Here is a 25,620-nt window from a genome sequence, read left to right as displayed (position 1 = left end):
GATTCCGGGCTCTCGCTGCGCGAGCCCCGGAATGACGTTTGGAGAGAGCTGAGGACGCCACTCGAAGCTCGGCACTCCCTACCCTCTCCTCGTCCCATCACGCCGCCTTCGATGCTCTTGCCCCGAACTGCGCCAGGAGCGCCGCAATTTCCGACGCGGGCTTGGCCGGACTGAACAGGAAGCCCTGGACCTGGTTGCAGCCCTCGGCACGCAGCCAATTGAGCTGGTCCGAGGTCTCAACACCCTCGGCCGTGGTCGTGATGTTCAGGCTGCGGCCGAGCCCGGCGATGGCGCGGACGATGGCGAGACAGTCGGAGCGCAGCCCGAGATCCTTCACGAAGGAACGGTCGATCTTGATCTTGTCGAACGGGAAGCTGCGGAGATAGCTGAGGCTGGAATAACCGGTGCCGAAATCGTCCATCGAGATGCGGATGCCGAGCTGGCGCAACTGGTGCAGCGTCGCGAGGTTTGCCTCGGTCTCGGCGAGCAGGATCGACTCGGTGATCTCGAGCTCGAGCCGCTCGGGCGCCAGCCCCGATTGCGCCAGCGCCTGTACCACGACCTGCACCAGATGACGGCTGCGGAACTGCACGGGCGACAGGTTCACCGCCACTGCGACGCCATCGGGCCATTTCGCGGCCTCGTGACAGGCCTCGCGCAAAACCCACTCGCCGAGCGGCACGATCAGGCCGATGTCCTCCGCGACCGGCACGAACTCCGCGGGCGAAATCATGCCCTTGTCGGGGTGGCGCCAGCGCAGCAGGCATTCGAAGCCGGATACCGTGTTGGTCGCGACGTCCATCAAGGGCTGGTAGTGCAGCTCGAACTCGCCTTGCGCGAAGGCGTGACGGAGGTCCTGCTCCATGTCGCGGCGCTTCTGCGCCTGCAGGTCCATCTCCCGTTCGAAGAAACGGTGGACGCGGCCGCCATCCTGTTTCGAGCGATACAGCGCCATGTCGGCGTTCTTCATCAGCTCTTCGCAGCTCGTGCCGTCGGACGGCGAGAGCGCGATCCCGATCGAGGCGCCGATCACCAGTTCGTTGCCGTCTATGTCGTAGGGCGCGCTGAGCGCGGCGATCAGGCGCGTCGCGCACTCGCTGGCATCATCGGCTCCGGTCTGCGAGACGATCACGGCGAACTCGTCGCCGCCGAGCCGCGCCGCGAGGCTGCCGCCATCCATGTTCTGCCGCAGACGGCCGGCCACCGCCTGCAGCAGGCGGTCGCCGATCGGATGGCCGAAGGAGTCGTTGACGTTCTTGAACAGGTCGAGATCGATGCACATCACCGCGATACGGTTGGCCCCGGACACGGCGCCGTCGAGCGCCTGCGTCAACCTTTGCTGGAAGAACTCGCGGTTCGGCAGGCCGGTCAGGCCATCATGATGCGCCATATAGGCGATGCGGGCCTCGGCACGCCGCCGCTCGGTGATGTCGACGATCGCGACCAGCACCCCGTCACGCCCGTCGAACGTGATCTCGCGTCCGTAGGTCAGCACCTCGATCTCGCTGCCATCCGCCTTGCGATGCCGCCAGTCACGGTGAAACAGATTGCCATCGGCGAGCCCGAGCAGCGCGTCGTCGAGGATCTCCCATTCCCCTGGCGGCCACAGATTCCACACGCTCATGCGCAGGAAGTCGGCCCGGCCATAGCCGTAGTGCCGGACCAGCGCATCGTTGACGTTGAGGAATTGCGCGGTCGCCTTGTCGAGGATGCACATCGGCACCGGATTGGCGTCGAACAGCAGGCGGAACGAGTGCTCGCGCCGCTTCAGCGCCGTGACGTCGGCGATGGTCAGCGAGACGATGTCGCCGAAGGCATGCGCCCCGAGCCGCAGGCTGCGGTCGTCGCAATCGAGCTCGAACTGATCGCGCTCGCCCTGTATCACCACCTTGAACAGCCGCGCCATCACCTCGGGCGTGCAGAGCATGTGCCCGCCCTGCTTCAGCCGCCGCCATTGCAGGTCTGGCGAAGGCAGCCGGAGCAGATCGGCGGCGGCCCGGTTATGATGCACGACCTGGAAATCGCAGGGCGTGCCGGCGCTGTCGCGGATGGTCGCGAGCGAGACGACGCCGTCGTCCGTGGTCGAGAAGATCGCATCGAGCAGATTGTATTGGGTCGCGCGCTCATTGACGTAGGCGCCGACCAGCGTGCTGCCCCAGCGCGAACTGGTCGGCAGCGCCAGGACATCGTAGGTCCTCACCATGCCGTCGCGCACGCAATGCGCATGGGCCAGATAAGGCTGGCGGCCCGCGAGCGCGCAATGCGCCGCCTCCGCCAGCACGGTGGCGCAATCCGGCGAGACGGCGTCGACCGGAATGTCCCAGCGCTCGTCCTGCAGCCATTCCTGGATGTAGCGGCCACTGCGTGAAATCTCCAGGCGATCCCGCTCGTTGCTGATCACCGCGATGTGGTCGGCGAGACGCCCGAGGCTGCCGAGCATCACGTCCTCATAGCGCGGCAGGGACTGGCCGGGCTTGAGCGCCGCCTGCCATTTGCGCCTGAGCACCGGGATATCGTCGAACAGATCGCTGCTGACCTTGTCCAGCGTCGTCTTGGCGGCACTCATTGCATGTCCTACGTCGTCCATACTCCGCCTGCAGGCGGTCTCCCATTACCCATGCGTCGCGGTGTTCTAATGAGTTGTAAAGGCGCGGAAGCTTCGTCCCGCCGCGCGCGCATGTGACGGTTTTAAGTCACCTCATGGTTATCGCTCATTAGCAACTATGACATCGGCGCGGCTGCGATCGTAAGGAACAGCGCAGCCGCGGACATCGCATGTCGATGTCATTGGCGATCTCATGGCGCTGCGCTCCCGCGGCGAATGTCCGTCCGGGTGATGCGTCGATCGGGACCCTCGTGACGTGAGGGCGCAAGGAGGACCGGACCTCGACTGAGGCCCGTGGCCCGCCTGCGGAAAAAAAATGCAGGCGGCAGGTACCACAGGTTCAGCCGGACAGACCCGGCCCTCCCTGCGCGATGGCTCTAACGGCTGCTTCGCGTTCTCCCTGGTGCGCCGGGCTTTCTGGCCACCATCCCTACGCGAAGCTCAGGGGCCTCAACGTGAGTTGATATCAGCATCGGGATATCAGGACCGCGCGACTTGACCGTGCGCAGCGAATTGTTCGTCGGCGCGAGCACCCCCGCGCTGCAATCCACCACGCCCACCGCTCCCCGCCCCGCGTGTCGTGACGACCGCGATACGCCCCTCATCCCGGGACAGGATGTCCGAGAGGATCGGCCTGATTTGCCCGACGGCGCAAGAACTCATAAGTGCGGCAAAGTAACCCGACGGGCAGTCGGAGCTTCGCCCGCATGCGGCGTGTACCTGATTGCGGCCGAGATCCGCCGAAACTCACGCGATCAAAAATGCGAGCACCGTCCGGATTGACGAGCGACACGCGGTCATTCTCCCCGATCAACATGCGGCCGCTGACGCCTCTCTTTATCTCCATCCAACGCGAGTGGACAGAGTTGGCGGCGACGCTCATTTTGAGGAGCATGAAAACATCACCGTCGACTCCAGAACTCGAACGCTCACCGGCGCCCGGTTCGGCCTTCACCCCTGCATTCCCCGTGCTTGGCGCGTACGATCTGATCGTCAGATGGGTCAGCCGCGAGACAGCGTGGCGGTCGGCGCTGATCGACAGGCTCGATGCTCGGGACAGCGAGCTGATCGTGGATGCTGGCTGCGGCACCGGCTCCCTGCTGATGCTGCTAGGCGTCAAGGCCTCCGGAGCGCGTCTCATCGGCATCGATCCCGATGCCCGCATTCTTGATCGCGCGGCCGCCAAGCTCGCGCGCGCCAGCGTTCAGGCTGATCTGAAGCATGGGTTTCTGCGCGATGTGTGCGCGGTGATCGGCGAGGGCCAGGCTTCCAAGATCACAAGCAGTCTCGTCTTTCACCAGGTACCAATGCAGGAAAAGCGCGCCGGGCTCGCAGCCATGGTCAAGGCGCTGGCTCCGGGCGGGACTGTGCTGATCGCCGACTATGGCCTGCAACGCACCATGCTGATGCGCAGCTTGTTCAAGCTCGTGCAATGTGTCGACGGGTTCGTGGATACACAGCCAAATGCCGACGGCCTTCTCCCGCAGCTGATGCGCGAGGCAGGCTTCACCGAGGTCGTAGAGACCGACCTGTTCGCGACTCCGAGCGGCTCGATATCGATCTATCGTGGCCGCGCGCCACAGCGCGCTGGATAACCGCGACGAAACGACCTTCGTAAGATCCACGTATCGCGGAGACGTACAGATGGCTGATTGTCCTTATCGCACGCTGATGCACTACAAGAGGTGGGCGACGCTGGATCTCTATGCCGTGCTCAGCGACACCCTGCGGAGCATGGCTGAGCCCGACCAGGGACTTGTCCTCCGACTGCTCGATCACGTTCAGGCGGTTGACGAGATCTTCATCCACCATCTCGAACGGCGGACGCATGGCTACAGCGCGGCGCGCTCGGCCAAATTGCCATCCTTTGAGGTACTCGAACGAACGGCGCGGAGTTCTGCCGAGTGGTATGTCGCCTTTGCGGACCATCTGTCACCGCAAGGCCGCGACGAGCCCATTATGTTCAGCTTTACCAACGGCGAGCCGATGACCATGACACCGGGCCAGATGCTGCTCCACGTCGCGGCGCATGGCTGCTATCATCGTGGCAATGTCGGTCTGCTGCTGCAGAAGAACGGCATCGCGCCGAACCAGGACCGGTTGACCGATTTTCTTGTGCTCGAATTGCAAAACCGCCTATGATGCCGGCATCATCAGGATGATGGGCTCATGGCCAGAGCGTCGCTTCCGCGAAAATCTGCCTCTCAAGACCGATCGCGTGCGTTGGTAGACTTTATGCTCGATGCCACTGCCCGCGTTCTGAAGCAGGTGGGTTACGAGCGGGCGACCACGAACCGGATCGCGGCGGCGGCCGGCGTCAGCATCGGTTCGCTCTACCAGTACTTTCCCAACAAGGAGGCGTTGGTCGGCGCGCTGGTCGCCCGGCACAATCGCGACATGCTGGAGCTGCTTCGTATCAAGATTGAAGATTCCGCTCAGCTCAGCCTTGCAGCCAGCGTCCGCACGATGATGACCGCGATTCTGACGGCTCATCAGGCCGACGCCGAGTTGCACCGTATCTTCAATGATGAGGTCCCACGCATGGGCCAACTCGCCGAGATCGAGCAAATCGATCGCCAGATCGTGGCGCTCGTCAGGTCGTATCTCGATCAGCGTCGTAGCGAGATCAGTGTGGAGAACATTGACGCCGCAACGCTTATCTGCGTTTCGACCATCGACAACCTCTCTCACAAGCTCGCAATCCTCTACCCCGACCCTCTCGACACGCGCGCGCTCGAGTTCGTGAATGAGGTGACGCGCATGATCGTCGGCTATCTGCAAGGCGGGTCATCGGCGAGATGACGCCAGCCCGGCACGCAGGGCAACATGCCAATCGTGGTCCAGACTGCCGAGACAGCCGATGAGATGGACGCGCCGTCTCACGTCAGCCGCCTCGCCTGCATCACATGGGCTCCCGCCTCGCGCGCCCGTTCGGCCTGGGGCACACCGAGATAGCGTCCGACAATGTCGTCGCGGCTGACATCCACCAGTTCGTCGAAGCCGCATTTGCGCAGCTCGGCGGCGAGTTCCGACGGGTCGAAATAGCTCAGCCAGGGCTCGCCGATCGCGGCGGTGCGTGCCGCGAGCGCGGCGACATTGACGCGGCGCGCGGGCGCGTAGTTGGCGAGCGGTTCGGTGTAGTCGAACACGACCTCCGCCGCGGGGAGGCTCGCCAGGAATGACAGCACAGCGAGCACCGCCTCGCGTCGCAGATAGGGCACGACCCCGAGCCAGTGGAAGAAGGCCGGCTCGGAGGACCGGAAGCCGCCGGCAGCGAGGGCATCACCGAGATGCTGCCGTTCGAAATCGACCGGCACGAAGGTGAGCAAGTCCGGCACGGCGCGGCCTGCAGCCACGATGCGCTCCCGTTTCCAGGCCTGCGTGGCTGGGTGATCGGCTTCGAACACGCGCAGTCCGATCGCTTGGTGCGGATTGCGAAGCGCGAGGGTGTCGAGACCGGCGCCGATGATCACAGCCTGGCGTACGCCCCGCGACACCGCCGCGGCCAGCGCATCCTCGGCGAAGCGGCTGCGCGCCGCCAGGAACAGCCGCAACTGCTGTCTGCTCGGATCGGCCGCGGAGGCCGCGATGAGCGCATCGGCATCGTCGCCGAGCAGCACGTGGGCGAGCGGATCGACGAAGATGCTGGCGCCGTCGGCGGTCTGATGCACCGCGCGGAGAATGGCCGCGCCGAAGGCGGTCCGGCTGGGCTGTCCCGTCTGCATGACGATCGTCTCTCCCCGCGCGATGCCTGCCGTTGCAGGCGATCACCTGGTAGCGCATAATTCTAACAGTGTAAAGATAGAGATCGGAGAGCAACCGCATGGCCAGGACGGCGAAGAAGCCGCGCAAGACGTATCACCACGGTGATCTGCGCAACGCCCTGCTGACCGCGGCGCGAGAGGTGCTGGAGGAGCGCGGGCCATCGTTTCTCGGCCTGCGTGAGATCTCGCGCAGGGTCGGCGTGTCGGCTCCATCGGCCTATCATCATTTTCCAAGCCGCGACGCGATCGCGCTCGGCCTCGCCGAACAAGGCGCAGCCGAACTCGCCGCGGCTCTTGCCGCCGCGCCACCGCACTCCGGCGGCTCGCTGCTGACCTATGGCGAAGCCTATGTCGCGTTCGTGCGCGCCAATCCGGCGCTCTATCGGCTGATGTTCGGCGAGGGTTTTCCGGAAGTCTCGCAGCACAGCGCAGCAATCCGCGGCTTGCGGGCACGCAGCTACGAGATCATGAAGACGAGCCTCGAATCCCGACTGCCGGCTGCGGAGCTGCCGATCGCCGCACTGTTTCTCTGGGCGCTCGTGCATGGCCTGGGACTGTTGCTCGTCGACCGCCAGATCGTGCGCGACGGCGACCTGGAGGACGTCATCCGCCGGGTGCTGACGCTGGCGGGAACGGGACTGATGCGGCAAAGAACGATGGGAAGCGACCCTGGCTCTTCGACCGACGCGAGATGAGGACAGGCGACGCTCTCTCCGCGTCATTGCGAGCGCAGCGAAGCAATCCAGGTTGGCGGGCGGGACTCTGGATTGCTTCGCTGCGCTCGCAATGACGTGTGGAAAGAGCTTGCCACTCACCGAAGCGTTGTAGCCCGCATGAGCGTAGCGACATGCGGGTTCACAGAGACTGCGCGTGAGAACCCGGATGTCGCTGCGCTCATCCGCTACGGCAACCGCGGAGGCGCCTCAGCGCGCGAGCACCTCGACCTCGCCGTCGACGCCGTTGACCACCGTGAACGAGCGCTCGAACACCTTGCCTTCGTTCTTGGCGATGGCGCGGTAGTCGCCTTCGGAGAGAACGACCTTCGGGAAGGCGCCGATCGATTCCTTGATCACGTCGCCGCCGGGGTTGATGACCGACCAGGCGGTGTTGGCGAGCGCCTCGCCGCCGCGGTCGCTGACGAGCTTGAGCGTGATCACTGCGGCGCGATGCGTCACGGTGACATCGGTGAGCTTGCTGGCCTGGACGCGGATGTCCGAGCGCACCACCGAGTTGGCGTCGCCATAGTTCGAGACGATGTAGTAGGTTCCCTCGGGCAGCATCAGCATGTCGCCCGCCGCAACGTTCGGCACCAGCGGCGCGCGTTCGCGGCCGTCGAACTGGCTGCCCTTGTAGATCGCAAACGAGATCTGGTTCTGCGGGATCTTGCTGGAGCCGACCTTGCCCTCCAGGCGCAGGCCGCCGGCCGGCAGCACGAAGGATTCGCGATCGGTCTCCGCCTTCAGATTGACCGAGCGGACCGAGCTGACCAGGCCGAGCGCGACGTGCACCACGTAGTTGCCCGGCGGCAGCACGATGTTCGGCGTGGCGCCACGATCCTCGCGCAGCATCTTGAACGCGCCGGTCTCGTCGGGCCGGTCGGCGAAGACGCGCCAGACCAGCCCGCCATTGATGTTAGGCAGATCCTTGCCGTAGCGCGCCGAGAGCGACAGCACGCCCTGGTTCGGGGCCGCGGGCGGCGGTGCCACCGGCGGAATGGCGGCCGGTGCGCCCGGCGGGATCGCAGCGACCGGCGGCCCGGGCACGACCTGCGGCGCCGGCGGCAGAACCGGACCCGCGCCCGGCCCTGATGGCGGCGCCAGGCTGACGGCGTTGCCGGGGTCCGGCACCGATGCCGGCGGCACCGGCGGCGGCCTGTCGCTGAACAACTGCGCTGCGGCGGGAGATGCAACGAGGCAAGCCAGCGCGCATGACCAGGCGAGCGCAAGCCATAGCTGCCCGCTGCGCCGGAAACCTGGGGATCCGCGACCTCTCGTCATCATCCTGCTTTTGACCGAAAACGCGGCGAATTCAAGCCTCTACTGAGCCCCTTCCCGCGCCGCGCCGGCGTGGCGCGCGGCTTGGTCGCAGGAAGCGGGACAGACGCGGCGGCGGGAACTTCAATTCGGCGGCATCTGCTGCTCACGTCAGCCGGCATAAAGAATGCCTCTGGTACATTCGAGACCGGTGTCACGAGCCGTTGACCGACTCGCGGCACGATGGCGTGAGCGTGGAGATGACAGTGCTGGACATGTTGAAGGGACGCCGTCACAGCGGAACCGAAAGCGCCGATATCGGGCTGGGCACCATTCGCAAACCGGTGATCGGGCTGGCGCTGGGCGGCGGCGCCGCGCGGGGCTTCGCCCATATCGGCGTGATCCGCACTTTGATGGCGCATGGCATCGTGCCCGACGTCGTGGTCGGAACCTCGATCGGCGCAGTCGTCGGCGGCGCCTATGCGGCCGGCCAGCTCGACACGCTCGAGGAATGGGCGCGCAGCCTGCAGATGCGCAACATTCTCGGCTATCTCGATATCCGCCTCAACGGCTCCGGCCTGATCGGCGGCGAGAAGCTGGCCGCCCAGCTTGAAGCCTCGCTCGGCCGCATCGGAATCGAGGACCTGCCGATGAAGGTCGCCACCGTCGCGACCGAGATCCGCACCGGGCACGAGATCTGGCTGACCCATGGCAGCCTGGTCGACGCGATGCGCGCCTCCTACGCCCTGCCCGGCATTTTCGCGCCGGTGCTGATCGGCGACCGCTGGCTGGTCGACGGCGCGATGGTCAATCCGGTGCCGGTGTCGGCGGCCCGCGCGTTGGGCGCCGAGATCGTCATCGCCGCCAATTTGTCGAGCGACGTGTTCACGCATTCGACCACGATCTATTCGCACGGCCAGCCCGTCGAGGTGCCGGAGACGGTGATGGAAACCGCTCCGCCGAAGCGCCGCTTCGGCAAGCTGTTCTCGCCGGAAAAGGCCGTGAAGCGGCAGTTCTTCGGCGGCGGCGGACGGCCGGGGATCTCCTCGGTCATGGTCGACGCCTTCAACATCATGCAGGACCGCATCACCCGTGCGCGCCTTGCCGGCGATCCGCCGGACCTCCTGATCTCACCGCGCGTCGGCCAGATCGGCTGGTTCGATTTTCATCGCGCAGCCGATCTCATCGCGTTCGGCACCAGGGCCGCCGAACGCGCGCTGGATTCGATACAGGAGGCGATCGGCCAGCCGGCGGGCGCGGGCTCGCCGGCCAGCGGCGGAGCTACGCCGTCTTGATGTACTGACGCAGCGCTTCCTGCTCGGTCTCGTATTCGTTGACGCGCCACTTCACGACGTCGCCGATCGAGATCAGGCCGACCACGAGGCCGCCGTCGATCACCGGCAGATGACGGAACTTGCCGTTCGTCATCATCTCCATGATCTCGGCCACCGTGTCCTGCGGCCGACAGCTCACGACGCGGCGCGTCATCACGTTCGCCACCGGCTCGGTGAGCGCCGCGGCGCCGCGCTCGCCGAGCGAACGGACGATGTCGCGCTCGGAGAGGATGCCCTCCATCCGCGTGCCCGACATCACCAGCACCGCGCCGATCTTGCGGTCGGCGAGCAGCTTGGCGGCTTCGGCGAGTGTGGTCTGGGATTCGACGCTCTCGACCTTGTGGCCCTTGGTGTCGAGGATCGCACGTACTGTCATTGCTCGTCTCCTTGAGAGGCCGATGCGCCTTCTTGAGCGAGGCGTCGTTGCGGCCGATGCCTGCAGTCGTCCGTCAAGCGGATCGCTTAAGTCACGAGATTCAATCAACAGTCTGGCAATGCACCGATCGCGCTCCGGTTGCAGTGCCCTTGGCAGGCCGTTTTGCGTCGCAGGATCTGCACGGCAAAAACCGGCACTGCTCATTGTTCCGGAATCGTGCTCCGGTTGTAGCGGACGCAAATGATGGATGAAATCAGCCGCGCCCGCAAGCGCAGGAAAACGGCAACTAACTGTCGACCGCGTCGGACGGCAACGCAGGTGCAGCATCGTCACGCACATGCGGAACGGGATCGAACAGCGCGAACAGGATCAGCCCGGCGACGAAGCCGCCGATATGGGCCTGCCAGGCGACGTCGGCGCCCTCGGCGCCCGGCGTGATGCCGCCGATCCCGAACACGATGTTCACACCGAACCAGACCGCCAGGAAGCCCAGCACGCGCGGATTGCGCAGCGCACGCGAGAGCGACAAGGCCGGCACCTTCGCGGCCGCGACAGCGTCGCCACGGCTGAACGACAGGAAGCTGCCGCGGACGAAGGCGAAGCGCATCGCCGCCGCCATGGTGCCGGACACCGAGGCCGAGGCGCCGATCATCGGCGCCAGCGCGTGCTCGTGGGTGAGGAGATGGGCGAGCGCGCCGGCGGCCGCCGTGACCGCCATGAACAGATAGAACCTGAGCGCGCCGAAGCGTCGCGCCAGCGCGCTGCCGAACGGCAGCAGCCAGAGCACGTTGAAGCCGATATGGGCGAGATTGGCGTGCAGCAGCGAGTAGCTGACGAAGGTCCAGATCTTGGCCGGCGTGCCGCCGGGAAACGGCCCATCCATCAGCGACTGGTCGTAGCGTTTCGGGACGAAGGCGAACAGGTTGATGATCAAGTCGTCCCAGTCCTCCGGCAGCAGCACGCGCAGGTGGATCACCGCGATCAGCAGGATGTAGGCGGTAAGCGCCCCCGGCAGATTGAGGATCGGCTCGCGGGCCTGCTGCAGCGGCTGCCCTTGCGTGAGATCTGACGAAGAATCCAACGGAACGCACGCCTTCGACGAGAGGAACAGACCCGTCAGATAGGCGGCTTTGGTGCGGTTGCGCAAGCGCACCGGCGCAGAGTTGATGTGCGGCGCAGCGGCGCGTTGCGGCGCGGGCCGGATCTGGAAGGACTTGGAAAGAAAAGAGGGAGGGTCCTGAGAAAACCCTCCCTCGCAAGAGCGCCGGCCTTGTTGGCATCCGGGGAGCCCGGGGTTATATCCCCACCCCTCCCCGTCGCGACGACCGGACTTGTTTGACGCCGCCTTCGTGTCCTGGACCGATCGCGGCGGAGCTTTCATCGCCCGGCCGCGGTCTGACGAAACGAATTTTTAACGATCACGCCGCGGCTGCCAAGCTCATCGTTAATTTAACCTTAACGGCGCATCCGCCGAGTGCATAGCACAAGTGACTCTGGCAGCTGGAGTTTTGGGCGTTCACCTTATTGGCCCGGCCACCCAATAAGGGGATTCTTGCGGGCGGCGCGCGGCGGCTGGGACGGCCGCCCCTGCCCCCGGCAGCCGCCCCGCCGCCCCGCCCCGGCCAGGACTCGCGGGGCGAGCCGCCCGCGCGCTGGGGGCCGCTGCCGGTACCCAACACCGGCCAGCCCCATTCGACTCCCAGCGGCTCGCCCAGAGCCGCGCGGCAGGGGCGGCCTGCCGGGGGGCCGCCCGTGCCCCCGGCGCGCTGCCAGGGCGCGGCGGCAGGTCGGCGGGCCGCCGACACCAGACTCGCCCAAAACGCGTACAATTACGATCGCTCGCTCAAGGCGATTGCTCGGCCGAGTCGGCGAGAACTAAGATTCCTCGCACGCAAACCAGCGAGGAGAGCAGCCGTGAGACCCGACGCCCCTACCCTCAGACACCGCGCCGCAGCCATCGAGCAGATGGTGCGCGGCAGAGTCCGCGACGGCAGGTGGGACGCGGCAGACGTCGCGATCGGATTGCTGGAGGAGGACCCGGACCGCAGCGACGAGGCGATAGCGGCGGACGTGGCGCGGGTCCTCGAAAGACCGTAGGTCCTGCCACCAACAACTAAGCGTCACGCGCAGCCCGGCCAAATAGGCCGGGTTTTCTTTTGAGCTATGCGCCTCACCTCATGGATGCCATGCGCGGAGTTGCATTGGTCGGCGCGACTTAGCACGCGACCGACTTTTCTCGCGATTTTGCCGCGCCCGCGACCCATGAGACTTTTTGGATCGACGCCAGCTTGGGCGTCAGTCGATAGGTTCAATGAGGAGAGATCACCATGACTTATGACGTCAAATCGATGAACGGGCGCGAGCTGATCGGACATGCTGCAGAAACGTCAAAGAGAGACGAGGACGACACCGTATTCCGCGAAGAGCTGGTGCGTCGGGCGAAGGCATCGAGCATAACGGTGTCAGAATATATCGAGCGCGAAAGCCTGAAGCAGTACTTCGCAAACGAAGGGCCCGACAAATATCCGTCATTCGCGCCGATATACGAGTACGTGCTCGACTGGGTCCGTCGAGACCCGGACTCTGCAACTCCATACGAAATATGCTGTACGCTATGCGAGCAGACCGGCGTCGTGGACTGGTTGTTTGACGAGACTACGACTACCGAGGAAGACCGAGACCTGCTAAATTCCTGCATCCACGCGGCGATCCACGACGCCTTGTGCCGGGCCATCAAGATCGTAGTCGCCGAACGGCACCCCGGGGCAGTCGAACTAGGGCGTGGACTCATAAACCCTGGTCCAGAGGCGGGTTGAGCCGAGTGCGACTGCCGCGAGAAAGTTGCGAGCGAGCTTGTCGAAGCGGGTCGCGATGCGCCTGAAATGCTTGAGCTTGCAGAAGAAGCGCTCAACAAGATTGCGCTTGCGGTAGATGCGGCGGCTGACGGAGCGTTGGACCACTCGCTGGCTGGTGGAAGGAATATGAGCCCTAGCTCCGCGGGCTCTGATCATGTGCAGGAGGGCATCGGCGTCGTAACCACGGTCGGCCACAACATCACGGCATTTGAGCCCTTGGAGCAGAAATGGCGCGGCACGCAGATCGTGGGCCTGCCCCGGGGTTAGCATCAGCCGGACCGGCAGTCCGTTCTCGTCGACGACCGCATTGATCTTGGTGCTCAGTCCTCCACGAGAACGGCCAATGGCGTGATCCTCGCCCCCTTTTTACCCCCAGCGGCGTGCTGATGGGCGCGGACGATAGAACTGTCGATCAGCGCCATCGACTGCGGCGAGCGCGCTGCCAACACCTCGAAAATTTGGACCCAAACACCTGCCTTGGCCCAGCGGTTAAAGCGGTTATAGACCGTCGTGTAAGGGCCATAGCGTTCCGGAAGATCTCGCCAGGGCGAGCCTGTCCGCAGCACATAGAAGATGCCGTTGAGAACCCGCCGGTCGTCGACCCGACCGACACCGCGTGGCTTATTCGGCAGCAAGGGCTTGATCAAAGCCCATTCTCGATCGCTCAGGTCAAACCGCGCCATGTCTACCCCCAAATCACCTAAGGGGAGTGAATCACTGTTCGTCAGCTAACGGAATCCATTTATGAGTACAGAACCTAGTCGACATCGATGGACTGGTTCGCAAGATCGTGCACGACCAGGAGTGTAGTTGTGACGGGCACGCCGACGCGGGCTCGATCATGGAATTGGTCGAGCCCGGACTTGCTTCGGCGCTCAATTGAATTCAGTGACGAAGCGTCCCCGGCTCGTTAGCCGGGGGCATTTAAGCCTTGCGGATCGCGGCCAAGAAACAAACCGCTTTTCGATTCTGATTGCTAATTGTCAGTTTTACATTGAACGATGACGGCGCCGCCATCATCAGACTCGTAAACTATATCAAAATTAGCAGCGAGCGTCTGAAGCCAACGCGCCCGCTTCTCGACGCTCCACTTCTCTCCTGCTTTTGGCAAGCGCTGCAGCAGGCCTAGGATCAATGGATCAATTTCGTCGGTTAATACGGATGGCCCCGTGGACTCAGCCGAAGGACGCGGCCCAGTCGACAGCGCCATTGGGTACCAGGGATATCTGTACCCCGGGCGGCCAGATGGGCCTGATGGGCTGGTTGGCGCGGTCGTGCCAACGGGAGGGGCGGCAGATCCCGGAGGCAACGCCCCCAAGATCGGCGGCACCAACTTCTGCGTTCCCGCGGCGAAGAATCCTGCTTGGTTCGCCGACTTTTCGAAGGCTAGCCTAGCGTTATAAGCTTGCTTTGGAGCAACTCCAAAACTCACGAACGCATTCTGAAGACCTTCCTTTGGCGGCAGCTCCTTTCCTCGGAATTCCTCATAAGTTTTCCGGTAAAGTGGAACGGCCATGAATGCCTCCGCCCGCGCGGCTCGCTGACGGTTTTCGTCGCTACTTAGGATCTCATGGCCCAACTGCGTGAGTTCGTACTTGCCCTGGAAATGGGTAATTAGGCCAAAAGTCCTGGCGGTGGCGATCTTCGTGAGGAACGTTCCTCCCCCCGGACTGGAATTCATCACGCCCGCGAGTTGGTCCCTGCTGAGCGGCACCGCTCCAGATTCGTGCAACGCTCGAGCGATGGAGATTGCCGCCTCCAGGTCCATATACGGAAACGCTATGGTGCTCTGCGCCGGCCGCTTTTCAATTTCTTTTTCTGCGGATTCCATGTCCCGCCTCCATCGATTTCTCCCGACCCCTGATAGAATTCTGGAAGCCGACAGTTTCCCCCAAGTCTCCATCAGGCCGCCCACAGCCAGGTCGGACTGCAGGCGGCCCACCCGGAACCCGTTACCGCCGCAACGGGAACGGAGGCTTACGAACGACTCGGATCCGAGGCTTTGGACCGCTTGGCCCAGGCCAACGACGTCTTCTCGTCATTGCACGCTCCTTCGTCAGAAGGCGCTCTCTTGAGTGACGTACGGGCGCGTGCTACATGTACCACGTGTGACGTGCGGACTGCGGCAACTCTTGCCCGGCTGCACCTCGGCTATGGAGAGCATTCTCGGTGGCCAAGACCTCAACCGGCGGCGTCTGCGGTTCCAGCGCAGACGCCGTTGGGTTTTTGGTTCCGACCGCAATCTACGAGGCTCGGACATTTTGCTCAAGAACATTATGAATTTTCCATAAGCCATATCCGTCCAGTGCGTTCACATTCGCGTGAATTTCTCTTACCCTATCCGGAAATCCACGTGGTTTTCCTCGCCGAACAGCCCATCGCGGTCGACCTTAACAACATCTATGATGTGTTCGTTCGCGTAGTTGAGCGACAAGCAATGCTGTCCTTCCCCAATCGTGACGCTGCCGAGCATCATTAGTGCGACGCGCTAGAGATTAACTTGTCCATCTCAGCATAGAACCGGTTGCCGAGCTTGACTGACAGCGCTCGGGCAAGCCCGCCATCCGGGACTAAATCACCCTGTATCCAGAACTGAACTGGAGATGGCCACGAAATATCGGAGTGAACGATCGGCCAGAGCTGGATCACGTACGGCCAGTATTCCCCGGCAGGCATGTCCGGGGTAAGCGCCGGGCTGGATCGGGTCTGGATTGCGTAGAGACCGCCAATTATGGAACACATCGTATGTAAGCTAACCTGCAGAACCGGCTCAGCGTCCCCATCGCGACCCCAGATGGGCACGCAAGTGTGGTCGAACGCCACGTGTGAAGGTCCGGCGTAGCGACCGATGCCGATGAACATTTCAGGTGGCGGCTCTCTCTTTCTGTAGAGATAGTCGAGATCGGAGCGAGGAAGCTTGACCGGCTCTTTAGTGAGGAGGTCCGCCATCATGGCCTGAAGAGCCAACCAAGTGGCGAGTTTCTTCTGTGCGGCTGCGTTGAGCGCACCAAATCGCCCGAGAACGACCTGGGTCACGACAGGTTTTGCCGCCCCCACGATCTCATTCATCCATCCATTGTTACACTTGGCGCAGACTACTTTTGCCTTCTTGGTATGCACGTCGCCCATGACGGCCTTTGGAGGATCAACGATGAGGCCCGGGCTTTCGCTGAGTTGAGAGAACTTCGTTCGGCTCTCGTATCGAACTGAACGCCTGGGAACGATCGACTTCAACCAGTCCGACCAAACGTGCTCATCAGTTATGGGATTCTTCGGCGTGCCCTGAGCGCCACAGAAAATGCAGTGAGTGAGCTTCAGCCGACTACTAGCGGGGGGCTCTGGTTTGACTCTCGGCATGATCTCGCGCAGTCGACCTCGCTGCCGAAGCACTCGCGCGCGATCAAGCGCTCAGTCCTCGCAGGTTCAGCGGTTAAATCGGTGCGATGCAATCTAAGGCCGCAGTCCAGAAGACTCAACATCTCTGAATGGCTGCGATGATGTCGGCCACAGTTTCTTCTCCCGATGCGGAGGTACGTGCCAAGGAGCCTCGCACGCGCCGCCGAACGTCGTGGGTCCTGTTTGACGTAGCCACGAACAAAGAAAGATGGATACCCGGCCCGGCGAGGTTCGCCGGGCCGGGCGCGCCGGGCAGAGGACGTCAGGTCCCGGCTTTGGCGCGGCACTGCGGACGACAAGGACGCATCGCACCGCGCAAATGTTTTTGAGCAGCGAGGGCGGCTCCTGCCAAACCGCCACTCGCCGCCCTGGAACGCGAGCCCTGGCACCCGCTCGACCCGCGCCCCGATTCCCTCACCTATCCCACGACGAGCCGACGTAGCCGACGTGATTGGGGCTCTGGTTCAGGTCGATGACGACCGGAGCGGCCCGATAGCTGGTCGACTGCTCCTCGGACGCCGCGAGGATCTTGCCCGTCTTCAGGACGCCGCGCCACGCGTCGGCGGCGCGCCTGCCGGTCTCGACCCACGTCAACCCCAGCGCGTTGCGCGAGTAGTAGACGTCGCCGTGAGCGAGCGCCGCAGCGAGCAAGATGTTGCTGGGAATCTCGACGAGTTCGTTCCCAGCTTCGGCGATCAAGTTGCGAGCGTAGTCGGCCCAGTAGCTGATCGCCTTTCCGTGATCGACCCGGTCGAGTCGACCCATCGCGCCGACCGTCAGAAAGGCCGAGCGAAATAGGCGATCGTGGTCGAGGTGCTTGAACTCGCGATCCGCTCGCAGGTCGATGTCGGGGCGAGCCCGATAGACGACGTCGATCAACTTGCGAAGCTCTGCCTCACTCGGCATGACGAGCGTGGTCGTCGGGGGTGCGTGGTAGATACGGACCATCTCGGCCCTCCTTACATTGGCTGCTCGCCGCGCCGCGCGCGGCCGGCGTTGATGATCTGAAGGGCGAGGCCTGTCGGCTTGACGCTGGCAGGGAGTTCGCCTCGGCGCTTTCGACCGGCGAGTATGATCGCCTCGGCGGTGGCCGACGCCGAGGGAGTGCCGCGCTCCGGATGCGAGGCGGCCTCCTCCCGCAACTCGCCGCGACGATGTCGGCCAGCGCGCAGGATTGCCTCTGCGGTGGCGCGGTTCGCGGGCTGCGAAGGCGAGCGGGGCTCCGGTCGAGCCGGGGCAGCGCTCGACGCGGCCTTCGCGGCCGTCGAGACTGCACCATCGGCACGCTCCACCGCCGACCTGACTCGCGGCAGGGCAGCGAGCGCCATAATTCTTGCGAGACTGCTGCTCACGGTCAGTCCTCCCCTCTGCGCTTGCGTCCTGCCCGAAGGATCGCGTCGGCAGCGGCACTCGCCGCAGCATCGCGGTCTCGCTCGGCTACTATCTCGTGAGCCGCCGCGACGGTCGCCATCCAGTCGCGCTGCGCCCGCTCCTCGGCCGTGACCTCGCGATTGGCGTTCGCCATCGCCAGCTGAGCCATGCGCCGATACTTCTCGCCGCCGCCCATGAAGAATGCGGCCATGCTCCGCAGCTGCTCGTCGTGCTCGCGCCGCATCTCTCGGACTTCGGCGCGGTGCTCCTCGATCGTGAGGAAGCTCCGTGCCGCGTGCGGCAGCCCGTACTCCCGGCGAGCCGCCGAGAGCTTGTTGCGCGCGGCCAGGGCGCGGTCCAGCGCGGACTGCAGCGAGGCCTCAAGATTCTTGACGTGTGGGTTTGGTGTCGTTGCCATGGCGCACAACCTAGCCCGGCCGCCGTGGTGCACGCGCGGAGCACTTTTGCATCACCTTAAACCGTTCCATAGAGGCGCGCTCGATGAAGACGCGCCCGCCAGCGTCCACCCGCTTGAGGCTGCCCCGCTTGCAGTGGTACTTCACACCGTTGATCGAGAGTTCTAACTCGCCGGCGGCCTGCTTGAGCGTCGCGTACTCGCTGCCGATTACCGGGGGTGGCGGGTCCATCTTGAGGTGAGCGCGTAGTTCGCGGTTCGACGTTTCCAGCTCCGAGACGCGAGCAGATAGAACCTGGCAGATCGCCTCCAGCTTGGAGTCGCGGACCTCCAGCGCGCGGCGGATCACTTCGAGATCGATGTGGCTCACGCCTGCTCCTCCATCATCGACGATCTCCCGAGTGAAAGTAGTCGTCGGCAGCTGGGAGGAAGTCGTGCAGGCAATAGAGCCCGCGATGCCTCTGCTTCATCCAGCCGTCGTTCACCAGCTTGCGGAGGGTCGTGCGCGACAGGCCGGTTACCTCGATGAACTCCTCCAGCGTGAAGAACACGTTGCCGTAGTCGACCTCGTGGCCGTCCGGATGAGCGAGCCTTCCGACCGTGTTTGGCTGGAGGTCGTGAAACATCATGGGATCGGGATGCGAGATGTTCGACTCCGCTAGACGCAGAAACTTCTGAGCGCGGTCGCTCGTCTTGTCGCGACGAATGACCTCGGCAGCCTGCCTGACGAGAGCGCGTGCTTGATCGCGGTTAGTCGACATCTGTGGTCTCCATTTTGTACCGGAAGGTAAAGTAAACTGGAATTCTGGGCAGACCAGAAACACTCGACGCGAGCCGTGGCGCGAGCCCGCGCTTATTAGTAGTCGAAGGTAAGGACCCGCGAATCATGGGCCGAACTAAACGCCTAGATGTGGTAGCGCGGACGTCGTCGAGGGTGGAGTGACCGCATCTATTAGCAGTCGAAGACGATTCCACGCTCGAATTGAAACGAGTCAGCGGCGGCACGCCGCAGCAGGGCGCTAGGTGGGGTGTGTGGCGTGCTATGCGTGCTAAGTTGAGTTGGTACGGGAAGAAGAGTGTGGGGATGGGCTGCAAGCGGGTGCCCCCCGCACCGCAGCACCGCCATGCAGCCTCGGTCCCCCGTCCCCCACCCCCGGCACGCACGGCACTACACACACCCCAAACCCGGTTAGCACGGCTAGCACGGCTAGCACGTTTGGCCCTCATAAGATGACCTCCCCACTGTCGGCCACGTCGAGCTTGCCCTGCAGATCGGGCAGCCGGTACACGCCGCGAGCCACCGACTCGACCTCGCCGTCCTTGCACATATCGGCAAGGCGGTTCTTGACGTTGGCCGGCTTCATGCTGGGCACGGCCTTGGCGATCTCCGCCACGCTCATGGGTCGATTGGCTTTCAGCAGCGCCCCGACGATCTTCTTTCGCTCGGGCGTGCTGGCCTCCGGTCGCCAACCGAGGTCGATCCAGCGCTTGCTGTCCTTGCTCATCTCCACCGCGTTGTTGAACTCGTCGAGGTCGCGTCCCCTGCCGTACAGAAAGTGACCGGCTGCGTCAGTTCCCAGGACCATCAGCGTATCCAGCGCTCCACCTATTCCACCCGTGCCGTTGATGGTGTCCATGAGGTCATCTGCGCCGGCCTTGCGCTGATGGTGCAGAACGAGAATCGACAGCTGATGCTCGGACGCGAGCTTGTGCAGGGCGACTAGCGCCTCGTAGTCTGTCGAATACGCCGAGGCGTTGGACTTCGTATTGCGATCACGAACTCGCTCCAGAATGTCCACGATGATGAGCCGGGGTTTCTCTGCCTGCTTTATCCAGCCCTCGATCAGCTCGGTACCGCCCTGCCCGAGGCGCGGCCAGTCGTCCGACGTCGTGACATATGAGAGGCGCGGCGGCCAATCTTGCTTGTTCGCTCCGATCATCTCCGTCATGCGCCTCTGGATGCGCCGCTCGTTGTCCTCGAGAAACAGCGCCAGCACGTCGCCCTGCTCGCAGGGCCTTCCCATGCAGGCGCCACCCGTTGAGACGGCTATCGCGATGTCCAGGGCCATCCAGCTCTTGCCGACCTTCGGCTTGCCGACCAGCATCGACAGGCCCTCGGTCAGCACGCCTGGAACGATCCAGCGCAGGGGAGCGAACGTCTTGTGCTGAAGGTCGGCCGCGCTCTTGACCTTGCTCTTGAGCTTCGCAACGACATCGGCTTTGGCCCGCTGCGCCAGCTGCGCCGCCTGCTTTTCCTTCATCGTGCTCATGCCAGCACCGCCAGTCGGCGCTGGTGCCACCTTCGCCAGTCGACGTCGTAGGCGTCGGCCATCCAGTACACGGTATCAGCCCTGAAGCGCGTGACCTTGGCGCACTCCATCCACTTCGCCCTGCACCTCTCGCGGTCGTACTTGGTAGTCGACTGCGCCGACCACTCGTCGAACAGAGCGAACCCGTCGTCACCGAGCGCACCGTGCAGCGCGCAGCCGACCTTGAACCAGTCGTGATATGGAAGATCGGCAGAGATGTGAGCCAGCGCCGACTCCAGCTTGAGCCGCACGTCCTCCTCGGGATGCGCCTCCTCAAATAGGCCCCTGCCCGCGTCCTGCAGCATGGCATCGATGGCATCAGGCGGCAGCGACGGCTCGGGCCGCTTCTCGCGAGAAGTCGGACGCGGCTGCTCGGACTTCGGTCTCTTGCAGTGCTTACTGACGACGAGTTCGAGCAGCCAGGGCGGCGGGTCCGCTATCTCGGTCAGGCTGGCCCACCGGTAGGCTCCCTTCCCCTCGCGGAAGCTCGGCGGCGCGATGACCATGCCGCCCTCGCCTCGAACGTCGATGCCCTCGCCGATCTCGCCGCTGCTATTCTTGACCACGACGCCTTCTGGAAGGCGAAAGTAGTAGTGAACGGAGCCGGTCGGCGACACGGCGCGCCGCGTGTCGGGAAGCGCGCCGCAGCGCGCTTCCAAGCTCTTGAGGCTGGCGATCCCGTCGACGCCGTGACCGACTTTCGTGTCGACGTCGACGACGAAGATGCGATTGACGCCGCCAGTTGGAATGCCGATCGCTGCATCAGGCCAGCGCCGCCAGTAGCGCTCGGCGAGGGCGGGGTCGTTCGTGTGCCCCCATCGATTGCCGTTGGTTCGCTTGCCGGAGGTGAAGCCGCGCTTCACCTTGCCGTCGATGCGAGCGGGAAACACGTGGAAGCCGTGTTCGACGAGCGCGAGCGCAGCGTGTAGTTGTGCGCTCGCGCTCATCGGGGGCCTCCCACCGCTTTCAGCACGCGCTGCACGCGCTCTCGAATCGACGGCACCGCCTTGCAGCTGCTGGGAGGATTGTCAGTAACAATAGCATCGCAGCCGAAGCTCACGATAGCGTCGCACTCGGGGCACATAGCGCTGAAATATCCTGGGCTCTCCTCCTTGAATTCCAGCTCTTCCGCCACGGCTCGCGCTGCCCTTAGCAACGCTGCGTCGCGACTTCGCTGCTGCTCGTGTGCCTCGCGGCAGGGCGCAAAAGTCGCGAACAGTTTTTGGTGATGCTCGACCAGGGACTTTTTGCTAAGGTCACTGCCTGCACGGCTTGGCGCGTGTGCAAGGCGACCATCGGCTCCGCGCGCCGCGTCAACGGCGGCGGGGCCCTCGCTCTTTCGATGGAAGGTCATGACTCACGCGACCTCCGACGACTTGCCGCACGTGGCGGTCGAGCGATGCGAGCGGGTCTCCAGCCACGCCTTGACCTCGCCCACCTGATACCTGACCAGTTTCGGACTTAGCTTGCGGAAGGGCGGACCGAAGCCCTTAGAGCGACCGATCTCGAGCCATTGCGTCGAGACGCCGAGCCACTCGGCCATGCGCTTGGTATCAAGAAGAAGGTCAGGGTCGGCACCGATCGCGACCTGAGCAACCTGCTGAGCGCGGCGGTCGAGAAGCAGGAATTTCGGAGAGTTGTTTCGCGCGTGTTTGGCGCTTGTCGTCATAGCGAAGGCTCCCATGCTGGGGAGCGTCGAGCGGGCGTAAACAAGCACCGCCCGACGCTGAAGCGTCGTGGCGGTGTTCCCTTTGTCCCTGGCGGCCGATCAGGAACGGCGCTGCCAGCGCCAGAAGACCGATTGAAATGGTGCGGGCCATTGAGTCACCCGCCTGTCCCCCCTGGTGCTCGTCGCAGCCGCCTAGCAGTGGGACACGCAACCCCACGGATAAGGTCCCTGGGGGTGTTTTGGCAAGTGGTAGCACTGGGTACCCCTAAATGCTGTTACGCGACCTAACCCCTTATGCGGCCCGCAGCATTGGCAATTTGGCCATGCGGCTAGCGCATTTCTAGCTAACGTAGATATGCGCCTAGCGCAGCTTTGTCACCTTTGGCTCTGCAACTACTTCGAAGCCGCACAGCGACAGCAGCTTGTCGCAGACCTGCTGCGCCGGCTCGCGCAGGTCCTCGACGTCGGGCGCCAAGTAGTGCTCGGCCGTGACGTCGGCGGGCAGCGCGTGATTGCACAGCACCTTGAGCCACACGATGTTGACGCGGGCGGAGGCGCCGACCTTGAGGAATGTCCGCCGCAGCGAGTGAGCGCTGACGGCCACGCCGCTCGCCTGCTTCACTCGCGCGAAGTGGCGCTGCGTGTCGCTGATCGGTCGACCTGCCTTGCCGCCCGGAAAGACGTAGTCGGACTCATGACCGAGCGCGCGCCGGGCAACTAACAAGTCGTGGACGAAGGTGCTCATCGGCAGCTCGACCGTCTTCTTAGTCTTGGTGTTGGGTGCCGGGAGCGTGATCACCCGTTGAACTAGGTCGACGTCGGCCCACTTGATCCGCGCCGCCTCCGTCTTGCGGAATCCGGTGAACGTCAGCAGCAGCAGCAGGTCTCTAGCTGCGCGGTTCTCCAGCGCGCAGACCGCCTGATAGAAGGCGGGCATCTGCTCGGCCGACACGCGGCTCGTTCGGCGCTGCCTCGGGAACCACTGGTCCTCGTCCTGCAGCCGACCGACCGGGCACGGCGGCAGGGTGACGCGCCGCGCCGCCCAGCGCCAGAGAACGCGGAGCGTGTTCATCGCGTCGTTCGCGGACGTCCTGCCGTCGTAGCGCCCGCCTCTCGCGATATCGCTGGCAATCTTCTGGTGCCGCTCCTCGACCATGTCGGGCGTGATGGACGACAGCGGCTTGTCGAGCCAGTCCGCGAGGTGCCGCTCGACGTGGTGGCCGTACGTGCGCTTGCTGCCCTGGCTCAGCTTCTTGTTGAGCAGGAAATACTTTTCCTTCGCCTGTCGCAGCGTGTACATCGCCTCGGCCGGCTCCGGCTCGGCCTTGGCTCGCGGGTCGACGCCCCTTCGAATCTGGTCGAGCGCCTCCTCGGCTCGCTGCCGCGCAACTTCCAGGGTCAGGACCTTGCCGTTCACCGGTCCCAAGTTGACGCGCCGCGTCTGCTTTCGCGCTCCCCTCGTCCGGTTGGGCAGGTCGCGCTGAGCGACGTAGTCGATCGCGGTCGTGGTGCCCGATACCTGGACACCGAACCCCTTGGTCTCCGTGTCAAAGTAGATCACCTGTTTACCGCTGGGATGCGGCGCGCGCAGCTGGCTGACGAACTTCTGGGTCAGGCGCTCGGTCGGCATCTTTCTGCCTCCTGGTGAGGGCCGCCCAATAAGGGGATTCTCGTCGGTTTTCGGCCCGCTGGTGCTTTAGGCGCCAAAAACTAACACGCGCGGCGAGCGGGAAAAAGCCTTTAGAATCAATGTTATACCCTACGGAGCCTTAGCCCTAAAACACCGTGGGGCAGCGACTTGGTAAATTTAACCTTAACGCGCGGAAGGCCGGGGGAAAGCCGGCACGATCGCACCATCGGCATGGACGCTGCACCGCCCCTCCTGCGACAACAATCCAGGGAGGCGCCTGGACGAAAGCGGGACAGCGATGTCCCGACGACATCCAGTGCGCGAGGGGTCTTCAGATGAAACATCCGTCCAATCGCGAGCTCTTCGCCTATTGGAACGCCAGACGCGGCTATGCCAAGGCGCCGGAGCGCAGCGACTTCGAGCCACAGGCCGTGCGCGAGCTGCTCGGCGACATCTTCGTGCTGTCCTGCGACGCCGGGAGCGGCTTCCCGTTCCGCATGGCCGGCACGCGGCTGTGCGCCCTGCTCGGCGGTGACGTGAAGGACAAGAGTTTCCCGTCGCACTTCACGTCCGAAAGCCGCCGCGAGATCGAGGAGATCACGACCGTGGTCTGCGAGGAGACGCTGCCGGCGATCGCCGGCGTGAAGGCCGGCGCGCCGGACCGCACGATTGCCCATTTCGAGCTCCTGCTGCTGCCGTTCGCCACGCGTGCACACGAGCCGATCAGCCTGACCGGCCTGCTCGCCCCGTTCGAGACCCCGAAGGGTGCGCTGGGCCCGCTCGAGGTCGTCTCCTGGCGCTACATCCATCCCCCGGTCGAGCCGATCGTGCCGCGCGCCCTGCGCAAGCTCGCGCTCGCCCGCGGCCTGATGGTGTATGAGGGCCTGCGCTGATAGCACGTCGCCCGATCCTTCCCGCAACACGTGCGCAACATGAACGCTTGCGGTGCTGCGATAACGCTGAATTAACCCTGTAGGATTTAGTTTCGTTGCTGGACCGTCCGGCGCTGCTAAGAGCCGGCTTTGAAGTGGCGAAACATGGCGTTGCCGAACAAAAAACTGACTCTTCCGGCCGCCGAGGAGCGCCGCCGCTTCCAGCGGGTCAAGGTCCATCTGCTCGGCCGCTACATGCTGCCGGACCGCCGTGAGTTTCCCTGCCAGGTGATCAACATGTCGCCCGGTGGCCTCGCGCTGCTCGCGCCGGGGATCGGCAATGTCGGCGACCGCGTGATCGCCTATCTCGACCATATCGGCCGCGTCGAGGGCAAGATCACCCGGATCATCGACAACGGCTTTGCGATGACGATCGGCGCGACCGCCCGCAAGCGCGACAAGCTCGCCGCGCAGCTGACCTGGCTCGCCAACCGCGACATCCTCAACCTGCCCGAGGATCGCCGCCACGACCGTATCATCCCGCGCAACCCGATCGCGGTGCTCACCCTCGAGGACGGCACCAAGATGACCTGCCGCATCATCGACATGTCGCTGTCGGGCGCGGCCATCGCGGCGGAGACCAAGCCGCCGATGAAATCGCAGGTCATGCTCGGCCGCGTGCAGGCGCGCGTGGTGCGAAATCTCGAAGGCGGCTTCGCCATCGAGTTCATCCACGCCCAGCTCGCCGAAACGCTCGAAGAGAGCGTTACCGCGCGGTAAAGCCGCAACTCCTGCAAATCCCGCAACTCTCCGGGGCACACGGCGTCCGCCACCGCGGGCGCCGTGTGCCGTTCGGCGACCGCACGCTGTGCCCGGCGCAGTTAATACGCAGCCTGAAACGCGTCGGCATGACTGCAATCACAGCGGTTTGCGGCTTAATGCGCTGCATTTGAACTAACTGCGATCGATTCAAATTTTATGCTTATTCGATTCAACAGATCTTCTAATTAGCGCCTTGTTTGAATTGGGTTTTCGTCAAATCCATCGTGGC

25 protein-coding genes are annotated in these 25,620 nt (G+C 64.1%); 8 read left to right on the top strand and 17 right to left on the bottom strand.

The features are described from left to right. Window positions 1-97: 97 nt before the first annotated feature. On the bottom strand, window positions 98-2,566 hold the full coding sequence (locus tag ACQR0Z_RS25740; RefSeq protein ID WP_434920483.1) for a putative bifunctional diguanylate cyclase/phosphodiesterase: 2,469 nt from the start codon (window positions 2,564-2,566) through the stop codon (window positions 98-100). Between the two features lie 818 nt (window positions 2,567-3,384). Between ACQR0Z_RS25740 and ACQR0Z_RS25735 the strand changes: the two genes are divergently transcribed. From ACQR0Z_RS25735 to ACQR0Z_RS25725, 3 genes are all read left to right on the top strand, one after another. Continuing rightward, window positions 3,385-4,200: a class I SAM-dependent methyltransferase gene (locus ACQR0Z_RS25735; RefSeq protein WP_434920482.1), complete on the top strand. Its 816-nt coding sequence runs from the start codon at window positions 3,385-3,387 to the stop codon at window positions 4,198-4,200. Next, window positions 4,172-4,747 (top strand): DinB family protein, encoded by a 576-nt coding sequence (locus ACQR0Z_RS25730; protein WP_434920481.1) that lies wholly within the window; start codon window positions 4,172-4,174, stop codon window positions 4,745-4,747. The genes ACQR0Z_RS25735 and ACQR0Z_RS25730 overlap by 29 nt, the downstream gene beginning before the upstream one ends. Before the next feature lie 93 nt (window positions 4,748-4,840). Continuing rightward, window positions 4,841-5,407, top strand: a complete 567-nt coding sequence (locus ACQR0Z_RS25725; protein WP_434875542.1) for a TetR/AcrR family transcriptional regulator — start codon at window positions 4,841-4,843, stop codon at window positions 5,405-5,407. Between the two features lie 77 nt (window positions 5,408-5,484). On the opposite strand, the gene ACQR0Z_RS25720 is transcribed toward ACQR0Z_RS25725, so the two are convergent. Beyond that, window positions 5,485-6,330, bottom strand: coding sequence for a class I SAM-dependent methyltransferase (locus tag ACQR0Z_RS25720; RefSeq protein WP_434920480.1), 846 nt, complete (start codon window positions 6,328-6,330; stop codon window positions 5,485-5,487). Window positions 6,331-6,428: 98 nt separating this feature from the next. On the opposite strand from ACQR0Z_RS25720, the gene ACQR0Z_RS25715 reads away from it, so the two are divergent. Further along, window positions 6,429-7,064, top strand: coding sequence for a TetR/AcrR family transcriptional regulator (locus ACQR0Z_RS25715; RefSeq protein ID WP_434920479.1), 636 nt, complete (start codon window positions 6,429-6,431; stop codon window positions 7,062-7,064). 228 nt (window positions 7,065-7,292) lie between these two features. On the opposite strand, the gene ACQR0Z_RS25710 is transcribed toward ACQR0Z_RS25715, so the two are convergent. Then, window positions 7,293-8,366 carry a hypothetical protein gene (locus ACQR0Z_RS25710; RefSeq protein WP_434858610.1) on the bottom strand — a complete coding sequence of 358 codons (1,074 nt, stop codon included), beginning with the start codon at window positions 8,364-8,366 and terminating at the stop codon, window positions 7,293-7,295. A gap of 242 nt (window positions 8,367-8,608) precedes the next feature. Between ACQR0Z_RS25710 and ACQR0Z_RS25705 the strand changes: the two genes are divergently transcribed. Beyond that, window positions 8,609-9,637 (top strand): patatin-like phospholipase family protein, encoded by a 1,029-nt coding sequence (locus tag ACQR0Z_RS25705; RefSeq protein ID WP_434858788.1) that lies wholly within the window; start codon window positions 8,609-8,611, stop codon window positions 9,635-9,637. On the opposite strand, the gene ACQR0Z_RS25700 is transcribed toward ACQR0Z_RS25705, so the two are convergent. Together ACQR0Z_RS25700 and ACQR0Z_RS25695 are read right to left on the bottom strand one after the other, a co-directional pair. Next, the gene (locus tag ACQR0Z_RS25700) at window positions 9,624-10,052 is read right to left on the bottom strand and encodes a CBS domain-containing protein (protein WP_434858609.1); all 429 of its coding nucleotides are present in this window, start codon (window positions 10,050-10,052) and stop codon (window positions 9,624-9,626) included. The two genes, ACQR0Z_RS25705 and ACQR0Z_RS25700, sit on opposite strands and share 14 nt — an antisense overlap. A 286-nt stretch (window positions 10,053-10,338) precedes the next feature. After that, a complete protein-coding gene (locus ACQR0Z_RS25695; RefSeq protein WP_434920478.1) occupies window positions 10,339-11,133 on the bottom strand; it encodes a rhomboid family intramembrane serine protease in 795 nt (264 codons plus the stop codon). A 1,246-nt stretch (window positions 11,134-12,379) separates the two neighbouring features. Between ACQR0Z_RS25695 and ACQR0Z_RS25690 the strand changes: the two genes are divergently transcribed. Further along, window positions 12,380-12,868 (top strand): hypothetical protein, encoded by a 489-nt coding sequence (locus tag ACQR0Z_RS25690; protein WP_434920477.1) that lies wholly within the window; start codon window positions 12,380-12,382, stop codon window positions 12,866-12,868. Here ACQR0Z_RS25690 and ACQR0Z_RS25685 read toward each other — a convergent pair. The 12 genes from ACQR0Z_RS25685 to ACQR0Z_RS25630 all read right to left on the bottom strand — a co-directional run bounded on the left by ACQR0Z_RS25685 (window position 12,827) and on the right by ACQR0Z_RS25630 (window position 23,697). Then, a protein-coding gene (locus ACQR0Z_RS25685; RefSeq protein ID WP_244424310.1) for an IS5 family transposase occupies window positions 12,827-13,590 on the bottom strand; the annotation gives its coding sequence in 2 pieces (ribosomal slippage) (window positions 12,827-13,252 and window positions 13,255-13,590; 762 coding nt in all). The genes ACQR0Z_RS25690 and ACQR0Z_RS25685 overlap by 42 nt on opposite strands. Before the next feature lie 293 nt (window positions 13,591-13,883). Then, complete coding sequence (locus tag ACQR0Z_RS25680) at window positions 13,884-14,738, bottom strand: hypothetical protein (protein WP_434920476.1); 855 nt, start codon at window positions 14,736-14,738, stop codon at window positions 13,884-13,886. Window positions 14,739-15,382: 644 nt separating this feature from the next. After that, window positions 15,383-16,036 carry a hypothetical protein gene (locus ACQR0Z_RS25675; RefSeq protein WP_434920475.1) on the bottom strand — a complete coding sequence of 218 codons (654 nt, stop codon included), beginning with the start codon at window positions 16,034-16,036 and terminating at the stop codon, window positions 15,383-15,385. Between the two features lie 681 nt (window positions 16,037-16,717). Beyond that, window positions 16,718-17,251, bottom strand: a complete 534-nt coding sequence (locus tag ACQR0Z_RS25670) for a hypothetical protein (RefSeq protein WP_434920474.1) — start codon at window positions 17,249-17,251, stop codon at window positions 16,718-16,720. A gap of 406 nt (window positions 17,252-17,657) precedes the next feature. Next, window positions 17,658-18,092, bottom strand: a complete 435-nt coding sequence (locus ACQR0Z_RS25665) for a hypothetical protein (protein WP_434920473.1) — start codon at window positions 18,090-18,092, stop codon at window positions 17,658-17,660. Between the two features lie 10 nt (window positions 18,093-18,102). Continuing rightward, the gene (locus ACQR0Z_RS25660) at window positions 18,103-18,459 is read right to left on the bottom strand and encodes a hypothetical protein (RefSeq protein ID WP_434920472.1); all 357 of its coding nucleotides are present in this window, start codon (window positions 18,457-18,459) and stop codon (window positions 18,103-18,105) included. Window positions 18,460-18,472: 13 nt separating this feature from the next. Beyond that, window positions 18,473-18,850, bottom strand: a complete 378-nt coding sequence (locus tag ACQR0Z_RS25655) for a type IV toxin-antitoxin system AbiEi family antitoxin domain-containing protein (RefSeq protein WP_434920471.1) — start codon at window positions 18,848-18,850, stop codon at window positions 18,473-18,475. A 462-nt stretch (window positions 18,851-19,312) separates the two neighbouring features. Continuing rightward, complete coding sequence (locus tag ACQR0Z_RS25650) at window positions 19,313-20,359, bottom strand: AAA family ATPase (protein ID WP_434920470.1); 1,047 nt, start codon at window positions 20,357-20,359, stop codon at window positions 19,313-19,315. After that, entirely contained in the window at window positions 20,356-21,345 is a 990-nt protein-coding gene (locus ACQR0Z_RS25645) for a bifunctional DNA primase/polymerase (RefSeq protein ID WP_434920469.1), read from the bottom strand. Before ACQR0Z_RS25645 ends, ACQR0Z_RS25650 begins: the two co-directional genes overlap by 4 nt. After that, a complete protein-coding gene (locus ACQR0Z_RS25640) occupies window positions 21,342-21,752 on the bottom strand; it encodes a hypothetical protein (protein ID WP_434920468.1) in 411 nt (136 codons plus the stop codon). The genes ACQR0Z_RS25645 and ACQR0Z_RS25640 overlap by 4 nt, the downstream gene beginning before the upstream one ends. A gap of 3 nt (window positions 21,753-21,755) precedes the next feature. After that, a complete protein-coding gene (locus ACQR0Z_RS25635) occupies window positions 21,756-22,067 on the bottom strand; it encodes a hypothetical protein (RefSeq protein ID WP_434920467.1) in 312 nt (103 codons plus the stop codon). 361 nt (window positions 22,068-22,428) lie between these two features. Then, complete coding sequence (locus ACQR0Z_RS25630; RefSeq protein ID WP_434920466.1) at window positions 22,429-23,697, bottom strand: tyrosine-type recombinase/integrase; 1,269 nt, start codon at window positions 23,695-23,697, stop codon at window positions 22,429-22,431. Between the two features lie 335 nt (window positions 23,698-24,032). On the opposite strand from ACQR0Z_RS25630, the gene ACQR0Z_RS25625 reads away from it, so the two are divergent. Together ACQR0Z_RS25625 and ACQR0Z_RS25620 are read left to right on the top strand one after the other, a co-directional pair. After that, window positions 24,033-24,590 carry a PAS domain-containing protein gene (locus ACQR0Z_RS25625; protein WP_434858607.1) on the top strand — a complete coding sequence of 186 codons (558 nt, stop codon included), beginning with the start codon at window positions 24,033-24,035 and terminating at the stop codon, window positions 24,588-24,590. A 144-nt stretch (window positions 24,591-24,734) separates the two neighbouring features. Beyond that, the gene (locus ACQR0Z_RS25620; protein WP_434858606.1) at window positions 24,735-25,349 is read left to right on the top strand and encodes a PilZ domain-containing protein; all 615 of its coding nucleotides are present in this window, start codon (window positions 24,735-24,737) and stop codon (window positions 25,347-25,349) included. The last annotated feature ends 271 nt before the right edge of the window (window positions 25,350-25,620 follow it).

The organism is Bradyrhizobium sp. HKCCYLS3077, assembly GCF_051167555.1.
GTDB lineage: Bacteria > Pseudomonadota > Alphaproteobacteria > Rhizobiales > Xanthobacteraceae > Bradyrhizobium.
Note: the sequence above shows the minus strand (reverse complement) of the source record. Positions and strands in the feature narration are given on the sequence as shown.

Bases quoted from the DNA above. Each gene is read 5' to 3' on its own strand.
- ACQR0Z_RS25740 (WP_434920483.1), bottom strand. From the start codon at position 2,566: ATGAGTGCCGCCAAGACGACGCTGGACAAGGTCAGCAGCGATCTGTTC.
- ACQR0Z_RS25655 (WP_434920471.1), bottom strand. From the start codon at position 18,850: ATGTCGACTAACCGCGATCAAGCACGCGCTCTCGTCAGGCAGGCTGCC.
- ACQR0Z_RS25645 (WP_434920469.1), bottom strand. From the start codon at position 21,345: ATGAGCGCGAGCGCACAACTACACGCTGCGCTCGCGCTCGTCGAACAC.
- ACQR0Z_RS25725 (WP_434875542.1), top strand. From the start codon at position 4,841: ATGCTCGATGCCACTGCCCGCGTTCTGAAGCAGGTGGGTTACGAGCGG.
- ACQR0Z_RS25640 (WP_434920468.1), bottom strand. From the start codon at position 21,752: ATGACCTTCCATCGAAAGAGCGAGGGCCCCGCCGCCGTTGACGCGGCG.
- ACQR0Z_RS25620 (WP_434858606.1), top strand. From the start codon at position 24,735: ATGGCGTTGCCGAACAAAAAACTGACTCTTCCGGCCGCCGAGGAGCGC.
- ACQR0Z_RS25700 (WP_434858609.1), bottom strand. From the start codon at position 10,052: ATGACAGTACGTGCGATCCTCGACACCAAGGGCCACAAGGTCGAGAGC.
- ACQR0Z_RS25680 (WP_434920476.1), bottom strand. From the start codon at position 14,738: ATGGAATCCGCAGAAAAAGAAATTGAAAAGCGGCCGGCGCAGAGCACC.
- ACQR0Z_RS25720 (WP_434920480.1), bottom strand. From the start codon at position 6,330: ATGCAGACGGGACAGCCCAGCCGGACCGCCTTCGGCGCGGCCATTCTC.
- ACQR0Z_RS25690 (WP_434920477.1), top strand. From the start codon at position 12,380: ATGACTTATGACGTCAAATCGATGAACGGGCGCGAGCTGATCGGACAT.
- ACQR0Z_RS25675 (WP_434920475.1), bottom strand. From the start codon at position 16,036: ATGGGCGACGTGCATACCAAGAAGGCAAAAGTAGTCTGCGCCAAGTGT.
- ACQR0Z_RS25670 (WP_434920474.1), bottom strand. From the start codon at position 17,251: ATGGTCCGTATCTACCACGCACCCCCGACGACCACGCTCGTCATGCCG.
- ACQR0Z_RS25715 (WP_434920479.1), top strand. From the start codon at position 6,429: ATGGCCAGGACGGCGAAGAAGCCGCGCAAGACGTATCACCACGGTGAT.
- ACQR0Z_RS25630 (WP_434920466.1), bottom strand. From the start codon at position 23,697: ATGCCGACCGAGCGCCTGACCCAGAAGTTCGTCAGCCAGCTGCGCGCG.
- ACQR0Z_RS25710 (WP_434858610.1), bottom strand. From the start codon at position 8,366: ATGACGAGAGGTCGCGGATCCCCAGGTTTCCGGCGCAGCGGGCAGCTA.
- ACQR0Z_RS25635 (WP_434920467.1), bottom strand. From the start codon at position 22,067: ATGACGACAAGCGCCAAACACGCGCGAAACAACTCTCCGAAATTCCTG.
- ACQR0Z_RS25650 (WP_434920470.1), bottom strand. From the start codon at position 20,359: ATGAGCACGATGAAGGAAAAGCAGGCGGCGCAGCTGGCGCAGCGGGCC.
- ACQR0Z_RS25625 (WP_434858607.1), top strand. From the start codon at position 24,033: ATGAAACATCCGTCCAATCGCGAGCTCTTCGCCTATTGGAACGCCAGA.
- ACQR0Z_RS25665 (WP_434920473.1), bottom strand. From the start codon at position 18,092: ATGGCAACGACACCAAACCCACACGTCAAGAATCTTGAGGCCTCGCTG.